Genomic DNA, 15,535 nt, shown 5'->3' with positions numbered 1-15,535 from the left:
GCGGCGGGCACGGTGCGGCAGGGCTGCGCAAGGTACGACGCCGGCGCTGCACAGCGCCGGCATGCACATCCGGAAAGACGTACGACGCAGCGCCGCCATCAGCCGCCGGTGGACTCGCGGAGGATCAGCCAACGGCCGCCGCTCTGGACCAGATCGAGGGTCTTGCGGCTGTTCACGCTGTAGGAGCCGGAGCTGTAGCCCTGGCGGAACCGGGCCTGGGCCTTGTTGCCGTTCACCGTGACGCGCAGGTCGTTCACGGTCACGTTGATCTTGGCGCGGCCCACGATGCGGTCGCGGCGTTCCTTTTCCCAGGTGGCGCGGCTTTGCTTGCCGGGCGGTACGAAACCCTGGTCGTAGGCGCCCAGGTAGCCATTCATGTCCTGGCCTTCCCAGGCGGCGGCCCAGGCGCGCACGGCCGCAGTGACGTCCTTCTCGGCCGCATTGCTGGTGGCCGCGGCGGGGGCGGGTGCCGGCGAAGGAGCAGCGGCAGGCGCCGGTGCGGGCGAGGCCGCCGGCGCGGGAGAAGGCGCTGGGGCGGGTGCCGGAGCCGGAGAGGGCGCAGGGGTGCGCGTGGTCGCGGGGGCCGGTGCGGCGGCTGTGGCGGCTGCCACCGGCACGGTCGCCTTCGCATTCACCGATTTGCCGGCATCGCCGGAGAACAGGTCGCGGATCAGGGCCAGCTTGGGGCGCACGGTGGTGGCGTTGGAGGCGTCCAGCTGCAGGGCCTTGTTGTAGGCCTGGCTGGCCAGCTTGGCGTAGATGTCGCCCAGGTTCTCATGGGCGGTGGCGTAGCTGGGGTTGGTGCGGATCGCCATCTCGAGCGCGGTGCGCGCCTTGTCCAGCTGGTTCTGGTTGGCGTAGAGCACCGCCAGGTTGTTGTAGGGCTCCGGCAGCTCCGGATAGTCCTCGGTGAGCTTGGTGAAGGTGGCCACCGCGTCCGCCTGCTTGCCGGAGTCCGCCTGGGCAACGCCGCGCAGGAACCGCAACTGCGGGTCGCGGGGATTGGCCAGGAGGCGCTGGTCTGCCTTGGCCAGGGCATCGGCGGGCTTGCCGGATTTGAGCAGCTGGGTGATGTCCGCGTAGTCGTCCGCGTGGGCCAGCGGAGCCCCCAGCAAGGCCGACAGCACGAGCAGTCGCAGGAGATGGGGAATTGGGCGGCGTGCGTGCGTCATGGGCGATGGAAAAGGGGGTGTGAAGGTGTCAAGCAGTAACGGGCCTTATACTGCGGCGGATTGTAGCCGAGGGGTTTTGTCATGCCGGTGCGCTGTTGCCGCTCCTGATTCCCGTGTCGCGCATCCGCCGCGCACGCCCCGCTCGCCAGGGCTTCCTGGCGCCGGATCGCCGCCCGCAAGGGCAGGCCCGGCTGCATTCCGCCACCCCTCTTCACTGACATTCCATGAGTTTGCGCATCTACAACACGCTGTCGCGTGCGATGGAGGACTTTTCTCCGCTGGAGCCCGGCCATGTCCGCATGTACGTCTGCGGCATGACCATCTACGACCTGTGCCACATCGGGCATGCCCGCATGATGATGGCATTCGACGTGGTCCAGCGCTGGCTGCGCAGCAGCGGCTACCGCGTCACCTACGTGCGCAACATCACGGACATCGACGACAAGATCATCAAGCGTGCGGTGGAGCGCGGCATCACCATCCGCCAGCTCACGGACGAGATGACCCTGGCCATGCACCAGGACATCGGCGCGCTGGCCATCGAGCCCCCCACGGTCGAGCCGCGCGCCACCGAATACGTGCCGCAGATGCTCTCGCTCATCGGCACGCTGGAGGGCAAGGGCCTGGCCTACCGCTCGGGCAGCGGCGACGTGAACTACGCGGTGCGCAAATTCCAGGGCTACGGCAAGCTCTCGGGCAAGTCGCTCGACGAATTGCGCGCCGGCGAACGCGTGGCCGTGCAGGACGGCAAGGAAGACCCGCTGGATTTCGTGCTCTGGAAGGCCGCCAAGCCCGGCGAGCCGCCCGAGGCGAAGTGGGACAGCCCCTTCGGCGCCGGCCGGCCGGGCTGGCACATCGAATGCTCGGCCATGAGCTGCGCCACGCTGGGCGAGAGCTTCGACATCCACGGCGGGGGCGCGGACCTGCAGTTCCCGCACCACGAGAACGAGATCGCGCAGAGCGAAGGCGCCTCGGGCCAGCCGCTGGCGCGCTTCTGGATGCACAACGGCTTCGTGCGCGTGGACAACGAGAAGATGAGCAAGTCGCTCGGCAATTTCTTCACGATCCGCGAAGTGCTCGCGCAGTACGACGCCGAGACGGTGCGCTTCTTCATCGTGCGCACGCACTACCGCAGCCCGCTCAACTACAGCGATGTCCACCTGCAGGACGCGCGCGCCGCGCTCAAGCGGCTCTACACCGCGCTCGCCCTGGTGGCGCCCGAAGACACCGGCCCGATCGACTGGACCGATCCGCACGCGGCCCGTTTCAAGGCGGCCATGGACGAGGACTTCGGCACACCCGAGGCGATCGCCGTGCTGTTCGAACTGGCAGGCGAGGTGAACCGCACGCGGTCCGCTCGCACCGCCGGACTGCTCAAGGCGCTGGGCGGCAGCCTCGGGTTGCTGCAGGGCGCGCCGGACGCCTTCCTGCAGGCAGGCGCGCGCCTGGACGAGGCGGTCATCGCCGAGCGCATCGCCGCGCGCGCAGCCGCCAAGGCCGGCCGCGATTTCGCCGAAGCCGACCGCATCCGCAACGACCTGCTCGCGCAGGGCATCGTGCTCAAGGATTCCGCCGCCGGCACGACCTGGGAGGCCGCGCAATGAACAGCGGCATCCTCTTTTCTTCCGAACCGATCTTTCCCCGGGCAGAGTAAGCGTGGCCTCCAGCAAGAAAACCGCGGGGACGGCCGAGCCGTCCACCGCCCCCGGCTACTGGGCGGACGCCTGCCGCCATCTGGTCAAGAAGGACCGCGTCATGAAGCGGCTCATTCCTGAGCTGGGCGACGTCGCCCTCGTGGCGCGCGGCGATGCGTTCACCACGCTGGCGCGCAGCATCGTGGGCCAGCAGGTGTCGGTGGCGTCCGCACAGAAGGTCTGGGACCGCTTCGCCGCGTTGCTGCGCAGCATGACGCCGGCCGCCGTGCTCAAGCTCAAGGTGGACGACATGCGCGCCGCGGGCCTGTCAGCGCGCAAGGTGGACTACCTCGTGGACCTCGCGCTGCATTTCGATTCCGGCCGGCTGCACGTGCGGGACTGGGACGCGATGGACGACGAGGCCATCGCCGCCGAGCTGGTGGCGATCCGCGGCATCAGCCGCTGGACGGCCGACATGTTCCTCATCTTCCATCTGGCGCGGCCCAACGTGCTGCCGCTGGACGATGCCACCCTGCTGCAGGGCATCAGCCAGCATTATTTTTCGGGCGACCCGGTCAGCCGCAGCGATGCCCGCGAGGTCGCCGAGGCCTGGAAGCCCTGGTGCAGCGTGGCGAGTTGGTATATTTGGCGGTCGCTCGCCCCCCTGCCGGTGGACTATTGAGGGCGGCCGCCCGGCCGCCGCGCGCAGGGCCTGCAAAGGCAAGACAGCCCAAGGAGTAAAAATTGGCGAAAAAGACTTTTCTGGATTTCGAGCAGCCCATCGCGGAGCTGGAATCCAAGATCGAAGAGCTGCGCTACGTGCAGACCGAGAGCGCGGTGGACATCTCCGAGGAGATCGATCAGCTCAGCAAGAAGAGCCAGCAGCTCACCAAGGACATCTACGGCGAACTCACGCCCTGGCAGATCACCAAGATCGCGCGCCATCCCGAGCGGCCCTACACGCTCGACTATGTGCGTGAGATCTTCACCGACTTCGTCGAGATGCACGGCGACCGGCACTTCGCCGACGACCTGTCCATCGTGGGCGGACTCGCGCGCTTCAACGGCCATCCCTGCATGGTCCTGGGCCACCAGAAGGGCCGCGACACCAAGGAACGCGCCGCGCGCAACTTCGGCATGAGCCGCCCCGAGGGCTACCGCAAGGCCCTGCGCCTCATGAAGACGGCCGAGAAGTTCAAGCTGCCCGTCTTCACGTTCGTGGACACGCCGGGCGCGTACCCCGGCATCGACGCCGAAGAGCGCGGCCAATCCGAAGCCATCGGCCGCAACATCTTCGAAATGGCGCAGCTCGAAGTGCCCATCATCACCACGGTGATCGGCGAAGGCGGCTCCGGCGGCGCCCTGGCCATCAGCGTGGCCGACCAGGTGGTCATGCTGCAGTACTCCATCTACTCCGTCATCAGCCCCGAGGGTTGCGCCTCCATCCTCTGGAAGACCAGCGACAAGGCGCAGGACGCGGCCGATGCCATGGGCATCACGGCGCACCGCCTGAAGGCCCTGGGCCTGGTGGACAAGATCGTGAGCGAGCCGGTGGGTGGTGCCCACCGCGACCACAAGCAGATGGCCGCTTTCCTGAAGCGCGCGCTGGGCGATGCCCACCGCCAGCTGGCCGACTTGAAGGTCAAGGACCTGCTCGACCGCCGCTACGAGCGCCTGCAGAGCTATGGCCGCTTCAACGACACGCGTGCCGAGCGCTGACCGGCGCGTTCGGAGGCGGCTTGCCGCCTCTTCGCCATCGGAACGGCCCTTTGGGGCCGTTTTCGTTGGCGGGCCGCGCGCGGCCTGTGGCAGGGGCATGCGATGACCGAGCGCTTCGAGGCGGCCATGGACCGGTTCCGGCCGGCGCTGCCGCTCGGCGTCGCCCTGAGCGGCGGCGCCGACTCCACCGCGCTGCTGCAGGCCTGTGCGCAGCGCTGGCCGGGGCAGGTGCATGCGCTGCACGTGCACCACGGCCTGCAGGCCGCGGCGGACGGGTTCGAGGCGCATTGCCGTGCGCTGTGCGAGCGCCTCGGGGTTCCGTTGCGCGCCGCCCACGTGGATGCGCGCCATGCCGCCGGCGACAGCCCGGAAGCCACCGCCCGCCAATGGCGTTATGCGTCATTGCAGGCGCTTGCCGCCGGATCCATTGAAAAGATTGCTATCAAAAACATAGCAGTTGCCCAGCACGCCGATGACCAGGTGGAAACCGTGCTGCTCGCGCTCTCGCGCGGTGCGGGCGTGGCGGGGCTGGCGGCCATGCCGTCCCGCTGGCAGGGCGGCGGCATCGACTGGCATCGGCCGCTGCTGCGGGTGGCCGGTGCGGAAGTGCGCGCCTGGCTGGTCGCGCGTGGCGAGGGATGGGCCGAAGACCCCACCAACGCCGATGAGCGCTACACGCGCAACCGCATCCGGGCCCGGGTGCTGCCGGCGCTGGAGGCCGCATTTCCGCACTTGCGCGACACCTTCGCGCGCAGCGCTTCGCACGCGGCCGAGGCCGCCGTGCTGCTGCGCGAACTGGCGCAGGCGGACCTGCTGGCCGTGGGGCAGCCTCCACGCATCGCCGCGTTGCGGGCCCTGGGCCGTGAGCGCCAGGCCAACGTGCTGCGCCATTGGCTGCGCACCGCCTGCGGCACCACACCCACTGCCGCCCAGCTCCATGAATTGCTGGACCAGCTCGCGGCCTGCGCCACCCGGGGCCACCGCATCCGCATCAAGGTGGGAAAGGGCTTCGTAGCGCGGGAAGGCGAGGAACTCGGTTGGTACAATTGACGGGTTTTGGTCCTTTCAATCGCACGAATGAAGGCGGCGCGCCAAAACACCCTGCCACAGCGCACAGGGTGCCTACGAGGCCCCGGGGCTGTGAGACACGGGGGGCCTCCATCCCGACGGACCCGATTCCCGTGCCTTCTTTCTTCCTCTCGCGCCGCGGCCTTCGTACCGTCACCCGGATATCCAATGGCATTGATCGTTCATAAATACGGCGGCACATCGATGGGCTCCACGGAGCGCATCCGCAATGTCGCCAAACGCGTCGCCAAGTGGGCGCGGGCGGGCCACCAGATGGTGGTGGTGCCCAGCGCCATGAGCGGCGAGACCAACCGCCTGCTCGGCCTCGCGAAAGACCTCGCTCCCTCGCGCGCCTCCGCCGCCTACCACCGCGAACTCGACATGCTGGCCTCCACGGGCGAGCAGGCTTCCTCCGCGCTGCTCGCCATCGCGCTGCAGGCCGAAGGCATGGAGTCGGTGAGCTACGCGGGCTGGCAGGTGCCGATCCGCACCGACAGCGCCTACACCAAGGCCCGCATCGAATCCATCGACGACCAGCGCGTGCGGGCCGACCTCGCGGCCGGCAAGGTGGTCATCGTCACCGGCTTCCAGGGCATCGACGAGCAGGGTCACATCACGACCCTGGGCCGTGGCGGCTCCGACACCTCGGCCGTGGCCGTGGCCGCGGCCATGAAGGCCTCCGAGTGCCTGATCTACACCGACGTCGATGGTGTCTACACCACCGACCCGCGCGTGGTGGCGGAAGCCCGCCGCCTGCACACGGTGAGCTTCGAGGAAATGCTGGAGATGGCCAGCCTCGGCAGCAAGGTGCTGCAGATCCGTTCCGTGGAGTTCGCCGGCAAATACAAGGTGCCGCTGCGCGTGCTCTCCAGCTTCACGCCCTGGGACATCGACATCGACGAAGAAGCCCGCTCCGGCACGCTCATCACTTTTGAGGAAGACGAAAAAATGGAACAAGCCGTCGTATCCGGCATCGCTTTCAACCGCGACGAGGCCAAGATCTCCGTGCTGGGCGTGCCCGACAAGCCGGGCATCGCCTACCAGATCCTCGGTGCCGTGGCCGATGCCAACATCGAGGTGGACGTCATCATCCAGAACCTCAGCAAGGACGGCAAGACCGACTTCAGCTTCACGGTGAACCGCAACGATTTCGCGCGCACCGTCGATCTGCTCAAGGAAAAGGTCGTGCCGGCCCTGGGCGCCCAGGAAGTCGTGGGCGATGCCAAGATCTGCAAGGTCAGCATCGTCGGCATCGGCATGCGCAGCCACGTGGGCGTGGCCTCCAAGATGTTCCGCGTGCTGAGCGAAGAGGGCATCAACATCCAGATGATCTCCACCTCGGAAATCAAGACCTCGGTGGTGATCGACGAGAAATACGTCGAGCTGGCCGTGCGCACGCTCCACAAGGCGTTTGAACTCGACCAGCCCGCAGCCGCGTGATTTCGTCTGAAACGCCTCTGATCTGAGGCATAATCGTGGGATTGGAAACGTGACCGAGTGGCCGAAGGTGCTCCCCTGCTAAGGGAGTATGGGGTGTAGAGCCTCATCGAGGGTTCGAATCCCTCCGTTTCCGCCAAACAATTCCCAGCTCTCCGGGTTGGAAAGCAAAAAGCCACCGCAAGGTGGCTTTCTTGTTTCTGGCTCTTGCGCGCTGAGGCAGTCTGAAAGGCCCGACTCACATGGCCAGGTCTGCCGGAGGCACTGCTTGCGGTGCGGGCGAGGGTGTCTGCAACTCCGCCCGTTCATGGCTCCATTGCCGCAGGCCGTCGCGGCCGCCGGCGGCACGCAGCAGTAGGGCGCCTCCCAGTGCTGCACGGCACACGGCACGGGTGCGGCCCCGGGCGATGAGCGCGCAGAAAAGCAGACCGGCACCGGCAATCGCCGTGAGGGCGTGTTCGCGCGGGGCGCTGGCCCGCTGGTCGTCGTAATCGATCACGTGGCGGACGGATTCGCGGAGTGCTTCCTTGTTCATGGTGTGTTCCTGTAGAGGAGATGCCCCAAGCCGGCGCAGACGGGGGCTGCGGGCTCTTCGGCGGTTTGCGAAAGCCCGAAGGTAGACGGTCCGCAGGAATCTCACGGTCGGCCGGTGCACCCTGCCGCCGTAGGCGGTGCCCGACCCGGCGGTGGCAGCGTTGCCGGATGCACGCATCGGCGCCCTGCAGCAGCGCCGCGAACGAAAGGCCAGGAGGCCGCCCGGACAGATGCCCAGCGGCCTCCCGTTCGCAAGGCATCCAGCAACGCGTCCTGCCTGCCTGCCTGCATGCTGCGGGCGAGGGCGCGTCGCGCTTTGCCTAGCCTGGGTCAACGGTCGTTCTTGTGGCTTTGGCGGCCGGCTTCTGCGTGCTGCTGGCTGCTGCCACCGCGGGTGCCGCCGCTGTTGGCGTTGCTTTGGGTGCTGCCGCCGCTGCCCTGGTTTCCGCCGCCTTGGTTGCCGCTGTTCTGATTGCCGCCACCGTGGCTCATGCTGCCGGCGCGGCGGGCTTCCTCGGAGCTGAATTCGTGGGCATTCCCGCTTGCATGCGCAGCGCGTCCGCCTTCGGCGGCGATCTCGCGTTGGCGTTCGGGGTCCATGCCGGCAAATCCGCGACCGGAACCGCTACCTTGGTTCCCTTGGTTGTTATTGCCTTGGTTGCCTTGATTCGATGCCATGTGATTTCTCCTTTGGAACATTACGAAGTGTGGTGTGAAGGTGACGGCGCGATCAAGCGCTGTCGATGAAAGTGGCGGCAACCCGTGTGCCGCGCGCACCGCGCGCAGGCCGTTCTGGAGGGCCGGCGGCGCCGTTTGACAGAAGAGTGTTGACGGGCTTGCAGGGAGAGAAACAGGCCGTTTCGGCACGGCATTTCTGCACCGTTTTTTTTTATTGCAAGCAAACGTGCAACTGTCGATGCACGCTACCGTGGCGGTGTGTGGTTGCGTCGCAGGCCAAGGCGATGCTTGAGGCATTGCGACAGCTTTGCGGCAAAGCTTGCCGGCCCGGTGGCCACGGCCCGGCAGCCCTGCACGACACGCCGTGAAGGGCTGCACACCTGTAACGTGGGCCGTATCTTGCGCGGCTTCCTACGTCCTGCAGCGCAGGGGATTGCGAATGATGGATCGCTCGCATTCCCCGATGAAACAACGCAAAAGGAGTTTTCATGGAAGCCACGACCACCGGCATGAATCGCACGGGAGCTGCTGCATCGCCAGCCGGCGCCCGCGCAATGGCAGAGGCCGTCGCACGGTACTCGCCGCCCGGGCCCATCGATGTTTCACAAAGCGAAGAGGTCCGGCTGCTCTATGCGCAGGAAGCAGACCCTCTCGGAGGGGTGCCGCCTCCGACCTCTCTGGGCGGCATGGTGCGCACCGGCGTGAGCAAGCTGATGGGCGATCACCCAGAAATCCTTCTGGACAAGATCGGAGAGCGCATCGCGTTCGAACGCGGCGGCACGCGGTTGTACGACGCGCTCATCGTGAAGTACCAGGCCGCGCTGAATGCCGGAGCGCAGGTGCCGTCCCCGGCACAAGCGCTTCAGGCCCTGGGTCTGGGCACGGACGACGCGGCCTTGCTGGCCGATGCATCGGCCCTCGCGACGCTGCAGCGGATACGTGCCGAAGAGCTGCAGCATTTTCAACTGCTGTCGGAGGCCATGCGCACGCTGGGTGGTGATCCCACTGCACAGACGCCTTGCGCCGACGTGATCGCCACCGCATCGATGGGGCTCATCCAGGTGGTGACGGACCCGCGCACCACGCTGGCCCAGGCCCTGTCGGCCATCCTGACGGCTGAACTCACGGACAACGCCGGATGGGAGCTGTTGATCCAGCTGGCCGAGCAGGCCGGAAAAGCGGATCTGGTGAGCGAATTCGCGCAGGCCCTGACGGAGGAGCAGCGGCATTTGAGCACCGTGCAGGCGTGGCTCAGCGCCCTGGTGGTGTCCGGCCCGCTGCCCAACGAAGCGGTCTGACCGGCAGCGTCCGCGCGCAATTTCCACGGCAGAGATGCCGCCACCCTTCATTCAAGGACATCCCATGACGATCCATCTTTTCCAGGACAAAGGCACAGCGCTGGACCGCCAGCGCCTGAGCTGGAAGGACATGGTGGGCAAGCCCATCAGCAAGCTCGACGATGATGCTTTCACGCGGGTGCGTGCCATTCTCATGAATGGCGTCGAACTCGATGCGCTGCGCACCAAGCAGGTCCTGCTGCGCATGAACGCCGATGCCCGCCCGCAGATCGCGCAGCTCATGCGTGTCGAGCAATACCAGGCCACCACCATCAACTGGCTCATCGGCGCAGACCATTCGCCGCTGGAGACCACCATCGGTTACGAACAGACGGCCATCGAGGTCACCGCGTCGGTGGCCAGGCTCGAACCCGACAGCTACCTCGCGCAGGGCTACCGCTATGCGCTGCTGGAGGATTTCGATCACCTCTACCGCTACAGCGCACTGCTGGACCGGCTGGAAGGCAAGGATGCCAACAACATCACGCAGGGCTATACCGATATCGTGCCGGCACGCGCCACCTGGGTGCACCACCGTGCACCCGAGCACGACCTGCTGGAGCCCTACGGCCCCGATGCCGTGCTGGCCACGAAACTGCATGCGCTCACGTTGACCGGCGGTGAATACCAGACGCACGATTACTACATGAACATCGGTCCGTTGTTCGCCGATCCAGTGGCGCGGCAGCTGTACGCGGAAATCGCTTCCGTGGAGTCGCAGCACATCACGCACTACGGCTCGATGCTGAACCCCCATGAGACGCCGCTGGAGAAACTGCTGATCGCCGAAGCCTGCGAGGTGTGGAACTATGCCGGCTGCGTGGAGCAGGAAAGCAACCCCCGCATCCGTGCGATCTGGGAGATGTTCCTGGACTACGAGCTGGGGCACTTCCAGGTGGTGCAGGAATTGTTCAAGCGGCTGGAGCGGCGCGATCCTTCCGAAGTGCTTGGCGATGGCGCGCTGCCCGCGTTCATCCGCTTCGAAAGCCATCGCGATTACGTGCGCGAGGTGGTCGATGCCGAGACGGACTTCCGCAAGGACGGCACCCGCTTCGTGCACACGCCTGCGCAAGAGGGCGAGACGTCGCTGCAGTACCGCGAAGCGGTGAACCGGAACGGATCGCCCTCCCGCGCGGCGTCGGACAGCTATGCCTGGACCCCCGGAACGGAGTTGGTGCGCGAAGCGCAGGCCGCCGCCGGCATGCCGGCCCGGTAGGGAAGAACCCGGAAAAGCGCCCGGCCGTCCGCCCGAAGCGGTCGGCCGGGGCTGCCAAGGTGGTACTCAGCGGGGCTGCAGGTGCGCCTTGATGAGGCGCTGCAGCTCCCGCACGTCCAGCGGTTTGACGAGGTAGGCGTCGAAACCGGCATCCCGCGCCTGTTGCCGGTTCTGCTCCTGCCCCCAGCCCGTGGCTGCCACGAGCAGCATGCGTTCGCCGAACGGTTCCGCCCGCAAGGCGCGTGCCACGGAAATGCCGTCCAGCCCGGGCATGCCGAGGTCCAGCACGGCCACGTCGGGTTCCATCTCCCGCGCCAGCTGCAGGGCCTCATGCCCATTGGCGGCCGTGGTGACGGCGCAGCCCTCCAGCAGGTGGGAGACGGACCACGTCACGTCCACGTTGTCATCCGCAAGAAGGATGCGCGGGCCTTCCCCGGCGGCGCTGCGCTCGGCCTGCGCGGCGGTGCGGCGTTCGTCCCTGGCCGCAGCCGGTTGCGGGGGCAGCGGCAGTTGCAGCGTGAACCGGCTGCCTCGCCCCGGTCCATCGCTTTCGCCGCGCACGCGGCCCTGGTGCATCTCCACGATGTTGCGCACCAGCGCCAGGCCGATGCCGAGCCCCTGCGTATGCCGGACGCCTGCGTCGGGGCTTTGCGAGAACATCGTGAACATGTCGTCCACGCTGTCGGGGTCCATGCCGATGCCGTTGTCCTCCACGCAGAAAAACACCTGCCCGGATGCGACCCATGCCGCGAGGCGGATGCGCCCCTGGTCGGGCGTGTACTTGGCGGCGTTGCTCAGCAGGTTGGCAAGCACCTGTGCGATGCGCACCGGATCGGCATCGAGCACCACGGGATCGTTCGGCAGGTCCAGCACGAGCTCATGGCGCGCTGCGCGAATGGCACCCCGCGTGGCTTCCAGCGCGGCCTCGACGATCTCGGTCAACGGCACTTCGCGCTTCTGCAGCGCCATGCGGCCCAGCCGCAGCCGGGAGATGTCCATCAGATCGTCCAGCAGTACGGCCATCGCGCGTGCCTGCCGCTCCACGATGAGCGAAGCCTGCCCGCGCTCACCGGCCGCGACACTGTCGTTGGTCAGGACCGCCGACGCGCTCGCGATCGATGCCAGCGGGTTGCGCAACTCGTGCGACAGCACCGCGAGGAAACGGTCCTTCGTGGCGTCGGCCGCCTGGAGTGCGGCCCGCGCCTCTTCGTTTTCGCGCAGCGCCTTGAGCAGGTCCGAACGGCTTTGCTCCAGCGCCTGCTGGCTTTCCCGCTGGTCGCTCTGATCGCGCAGGATCTTGACGAAGCCCACCACCGCATCGGCGCTGTCGTGCATGGGCATCAGCGCGCCGCTGGCCCAGAAGCGGCTGCCGTCCTTGCGCTGGTGCAGCCGGTCGTCGAGCGCTCCGCCGGTGGCAAGGGCCGTGCGGGTTTCGGCCAGCGGCGCTTCCGCGGCGCGGTCCTCGGCCGTGAAGATCATGTCGGCGAGCTGCCCCATGGCCTCGTTCTCGCTGTAGCCGAGGATGCGCTCCGCGCCGCTGTTCCAGGTGGTGATGCGGCGGTCCAGGTCGGTCGAGAAGATCGCGTATTCCACCGCGTTCTCGACGACGAGGCGCAGCCGCTCGGTGCTTTCGCGCAATGCGTTCTCTGCACGCTTGCGCTCGCTGATGTCGTTGCACACGACGATCGACGCCGTGGGGCGGCCTTCGGCATCGGCCAGGAAGCTGATGCTGTTGTGCAGCCACAGCGTGCTGCCGTCCTTGCGCAGGCAGCGCTTCTCGATATGGAAGGGTTCCCCGAACTCCGTGAGCCGCTTCATGAGATGGGCGCTGAGGCGCCGGTCACCGGGATGGACGAGGTCCAGCAGCTGCATGCCGATCAGCTCTTCGTCGCCATAGCCCAGCATGTGGCTGTAGTGGCGGTTGACGAAGGTGATGCGGCCGTCCAGGCTGGTCTGCGCCACGCCCACCACGGCCTGGTTCACGATGGCGCTGAAGCGGTCTTCGGAGCGGCGCAGCGCCTCCTGGCCCTGCTTGCGCTCGGAGATGTCCACGAAGGTCAGCACCACGCCGGCGATGCGGTCGTCCAGCGTGCGGTAGGGCAGCATGCGCACGAGGTACCAGTTGCCGTCGCTCGCGCCCACCTCGCGTTCCACCAGCGCCAGCCGCTCCAGCACGCGACGGGCATCCTCGGCCAGTTCGGGGTATTGCAGTTGCGTGCGCAGGTTCGACAGTGGCCGGCCCACGTCCGTCGCGATCAGGTTGAACAGGGTGACGGCGGAAGGCGTGAAACGGGTGATGCGCAGGTCGCGGTCCAGGAACACCGTGGCGATGGCCGTGGCATCCATCAGGTTCTGCATGTCGCTGTTCGCATGGCCCAGCTCGTCCACCTTGCTCTTGAGTTCGTGGTTGACGGTGGTCAGCTCTTCGTTGATGGACTGCAGTTCCTCGCGGCTGGTTTCCAGCTCTTCGGTGGCCGAGCGCAGTTCCTCGTTCATGGCCTGCAGCTCTTCGTTGCTGGCCCGCAGTTCCTCGGTGGATGCCTCGTACTGCTCGATGGTGCTGCGCAGTTGCGCGTTGAGCAGTTCCAGTTCACGGTCGAGCTGCTCGGCCGCGGCGTCCGAGGGCAGCTCGGCCGGGGCGGCAACGGGCAGCGGAGCGACCGGTGCCGTGGGCAGCAGGATGAGCGACAGTCCCGGCACCAGATCGGGCATGGGCCGCACCTCGGGGGCCAGCCACACCGAGCCGCCTGCGATGTCGAGCGATACCGCTTCCAGCAGTGCAGGTTGTCCGGTGCGGCCCGCGCGGTAGAGGGCCGCCCGCAGACCGATGCGCAGGGCCGGGTGGATGAGCCGCAGCAGGTTGCGTGAAGGCTCGCCGCCATGGAAGGACAGAAAGCGGCCCGCCGAGGGCGACATGTGCAGGATTTCCTGCTCGCCATCGACCAGGATCGATGGTGGCGCGAGGTGTTCGAGCAGTCGCAGGTGCAGCTCGCCCCACGACAGTGGCTTGCTGCCCGGGGCTGACATCAGGGGCCGGGCCGCGTCTGCGAACGGCCGTGCCACGGCCGCCGAGTGCACGATCGGCCCCTGGTGCGCCGTGAACTGTGCTTCCATCGCGGCCACGATGGTGCCGCTGCTGCCAGAGGCCAGCAGTTCCGTGCGGGGCGCGATCTGGTGGCTGTAGATGCGGTGCTGTTCGTCCACGACGGCGAAGCGCGAATCGCTGTCCTCCACGGACTCGGCCGACCCCAGGAACAGCGTCTTGCCGGGCAGTAGCGCGAAATGGAAGGTGTCGAGCACGCGCCGCTGCGCTTCCCGGTTCAGGTAGATGAGCAGGTTGCGGCACGAGATGAGATCGAGCCGCGAGAACGGCGAGTCCTTGAGCAGATCGTGCACCGCGAAGAGAACGCATTCGCGCAGTTCTCGCCGCACGCGGTAGCCGCCGCGCTCGCGCACGAAGAAGCGCCGCAGCCGGTCGGCGGAGACATCGCCCTCGATGGCCGCCGGGTAGAAGCCGTCGCGGGCGACGCGGATGGCGCTGTCGTCCAAGTCGGTCGCGAAGATCTGCAGCACGGGCGCGGAGTCGAGCGTGCGGGCGTGCTCGGTCAGCAGCATTGCGATGGAGTACGCCTCCTCGCCGGTCGCGCAGCCGGCCACCCACACCCGCAGCGTGTCGGCGCCGCTCTTGCCCTGGAAGAATTCCGGCAGACAGGCCTGCAGCGCCGCGAAATACGCCGGGTCGCGGAAAAAATTCGTCACACTGATGAGCAGGTCCTGCAGCAGGGCGCCCGCCTCGCCGGGGCGCGTGCGCAGGCAATCGAGATAGCCGGCCATGGTGGCGATGCCGTTGACCTGCAGGCGGCGGCCGACGCGGCGGACCACGGTGGCGCGCTTGTATTCGCTGAAGTCGCGCCCGGTGCGGTGGCGCAGGAAGTTCAGCACCTCGCGCAGCGCGTCCTCGTCGGGAAGGTCGGTGCTGGCAGAGGCCTGCGGCGGCGCGCTCTGCACGGTCGGCAACTGCAGCCGGTGCTCCATGCGGTGGTACTCCAGCACGCGATGGGCCATCTGGCCGACGGGCAGCACCCAATCGACCATGCCGGTGGCGATGGCCGAGCTGGGCATGCCGCTGGACGACGCTTCCTCCGGGTCCTGCGCGATGGTGAGGCCGCCGTGCTCCTTGATGCGCTTGATGCCGATGGCACCGTCCCCGTCGGCACCCGACAGGACGATGGCGGTGGCATGCGGGCCATGCGTATCGGCGAGCGTGCGGAAGAACAGGTCCACCGCGACGTGGCGCTGGCGGTCCGCCGGCAGCGGGCCGAGCGTGAGGGTGCCGTCCTGGGCTTCCAGGACCTTGCGCGGCGGCACGACGTAGACCGTGTCGGCTTCCATGGTCACCGTGTCGGTGACCTGCTGTACGCGCAGCGTGGTCACGCGCTGCAGCAATTCGGCCAGCATGCTTTCATGCTCGGGCGACAGGTGCAGCACGACGACGAAGGCGATGCCGGGCTGCGCCGGCATGGCCGCGAAGAAATCTCGCAGGGCCTGCAATGCGCCTGCCGATCCTCCCAGGCCCACCACCGGCAAGGCCTGATAGCCACGTGCAGGCACCGGGCCTGCCATGGCATCTTCGGCATCGCCCGTCATGATCTCGTCCATCTCTTGTCCTTGTGGGGTGTGCACTCGTGGTGCGTGGAAGGCGATTGGGGGACGATGCTAGCTCATCCCCACGGGTCGGTA

General features: G+C 67.4%; 11 protein-coding genes and 1 tRNA gene. 8 read left to right on the top strand and 4 right to left on the bottom strand.

From position 1 onward, the window contains the following. Positions 1-98: 98 nt before the first annotated feature. Positions 99-1,172 (bottom strand): tetratricopeptide repeat protein, encoded by a 1,074-nt coding sequence (locus BM144_RS05865; RefSeq protein WP_092950357.1) that lies wholly within the window; start codon positions 1,170-1,172, stop codon positions 99-101. A 224-nt stretch (positions 1,173-1,396) separates the two neighbouring features. On the opposite strand from BM144_RS05865, the gene cysS reads away from it, so the two are divergent. From cysS to BM144_RS05835, 6 genes are all read left to right on the top strand, one after another. After that, complete coding sequence (gene cysS / locus BM144_RS05860) at positions 1,397-2,776, top strand: cysteine--tRNA ligase (RefSeq protein ID WP_092950356.1); 1,380 nt, start codon at positions 1,397-1,399, stop codon at positions 2,774-2,776. 52 nt (positions 2,777-2,828) lie between these two features. After that, positions 2,829-3,488 carry a DNA-3-methyladenine glycosylase family protein gene (locus BM144_RS05855; protein WP_092950355.1) on the top strand — a complete coding sequence of 220 codons (660 nt, stop codon included), beginning with the start codon at positions 2,829-2,831 and terminating at the stop codon, positions 3,486-3,488. 62 nt (positions 3,489-3,550) lie between these two features. Continuing rightward, a complete protein-coding gene (locus tag BM144_RS05850) occupies positions 3,551-4,525 on the top strand; it encodes an acetyl-CoA carboxylase carboxyltransferase subunit alpha (protein WP_092950354.1) in 975 nt (324 codons plus the stop codon). Positions 4,526-4,627: 102 nt separating this feature from the next. Continuing rightward, the gene (tilS, locus tag BM144_RS05845; protein ID WP_092950353.1) at positions 4,628-5,575 is read left to right on the top strand and encodes a tRNA lysidine(34) synthetase TilS; all 948 of its coding nucleotides are present in this window, start codon (positions 4,628-4,630) and stop codon (positions 5,573-5,575) included. 186 nt (positions 5,576-5,761) lie between these two features. Then, a complete protein-coding gene (locus BM144_RS05840) occupies positions 5,762-7,033 on the top strand; it encodes an aspartate kinase (protein ID WP_092950352.1) in 1,272 nt (423 codons plus the stop codon). A gap of 43 nt (positions 7,034-7,076) precedes the next feature. Next, positions 7,077-7,169: transfer RNA gene (locus BM144_RS05835), tRNA-Ser, on the top strand. A gap of 99 nt (positions 7,170-7,268) precedes the next feature. Here BM144_RS05835 and BM144_RS05830 read toward each other — a convergent pair. Together BM144_RS05830 and BM144_RS05825 are read right to left on the bottom strand one after the other, a co-directional pair. Continuing rightward, positions 7,269-7,565, bottom strand: a complete 297-nt coding sequence (locus tag BM144_RS05830; RefSeq protein WP_092950351.1) for a hypothetical protein — start codon at positions 7,563-7,565, stop codon at positions 7,269-7,271. Between the two features lie 329 nt (positions 7,566-7,894). Beyond that, positions 7,895-8,242, bottom strand: coding sequence for a KGG domain-containing protein (locus BM144_RS05825; protein ID WP_092950350.1), 348 nt, complete (start codon positions 8,240-8,242; stop codon positions 7,895-7,897). A 488-nt stretch (positions 8,243-8,730) separates the two neighbouring features. Here BM144_RS05825 and BM144_RS05820 point away from each other — a divergent pair, with 488 nt between their 5' ends. Beyond that, entirely contained in the window at positions 8,731-9,540 is an 810-nt protein-coding gene (locus BM144_RS05820) for a ferritin-like domain-containing protein (RefSeq protein ID WP_092950349.1), read from the top strand. Positions 9,541-9,604: 64 nt separating this feature from the next. Continuing rightward, positions 9,605-10,795, top strand: a complete 1,191-nt coding sequence (locus tag BM144_RS05815) for a hypothetical protein (protein WP_092950348.1) — start codon at positions 9,605-9,607, stop codon at positions 10,793-10,795. 66 nt (positions 10,796-10,861) lie between these two features. Here BM144_RS05815 and BM144_RS05810 read toward each other — a convergent pair whose 3' ends face one another. After that, the gene (locus tag BM144_RS05810) at positions 10,862-15,454 is read right to left on the bottom strand and encodes a PAS domain S-box protein (protein WP_092950347.1); all 4,593 of its coding nucleotides are present in this window, start codon (positions 15,452-15,454) and stop codon (positions 10,862-10,864) included. Positions 15,455-15,535 lie beyond the last annotated feature (81 nt).

Source organism: Paracidovorax konjaci (assembly GCF_900112675.1).
GTDB lineage: Bacteria > Pseudomonadota > Gammaproteobacteria > Burkholderiales > Burkholderiaceae_C > Paracidovorax > Paracidovorax konjaci.
Note: the sequence above shows the minus strand (reverse complement) of the source record. Positions and strands in the feature narration are given on the sequence as shown.

What these genes read in the sequence shown, in the direction of transcription:
- BM144_RS05840 (WP_092950352.1), top strand. Translation starts at nt 5,762, where the DNA reads ATGGCATTGATCGTTCATAAATACGGCGGCACATCGATGGGCTCCACG.
- BM144_RS05865 (WP_092950357.1), bottom strand. Translation starts at nt 1,172, where the DNA reads ATGACGCACGCACGCCGCCCAATTCCCCATCTCCTGCGACTGCTCGTG.
- BM144_RS05810 (WP_092950347.1), bottom strand. Translation starts at nt 15,454, where the DNA reads ATGGACGAGATCATGACGGGCGATGCCGAAGATGCCATGGCAGGCCCG.
- BM144_RS05820 (WP_092950349.1), top strand. Translation starts at nt 8,731, where the DNA reads ATGGAAGCCACGACCACCGGCATGAATCGCACGGGAGCTGCTGCATCG.
- cysS (WP_092950356.1), top strand. Translation starts at nt 1,397, where the DNA reads ATGAGTTTGCGCATCTACAACACGCTGTCGCGTGCGATGGAGGACTTT.
- BM144_RS05825 (WP_092950350.1), bottom strand. Translation starts at nt 8,242, where the DNA reads ATGGCATCGAATCAAGGCAACCAAGGCAATAACAACCAAGGGAACCAA.
- BM144_RS05815 (WP_092950348.1), top strand. Translation starts at nt 9,605, where the DNA reads ATGACGATCCATCTTTTCCAGGACAAAGGCACAGCGCTGGACCGCCAG.
- tilS (WP_092950353.1), top strand. Translation starts at nt 4,628, where the DNA reads ATGACCGAGCGCTTCGAGGCGGCCATGGACCGGTTCCGGCCGGCGCTG.
- BM144_RS05830 (WP_092950351.1), bottom strand. Translation starts at nt 7,565, where the DNA reads ATGAACAAGGAAGCACTCCGCGAATCCGTCCGCCACGTGATCGATTAC.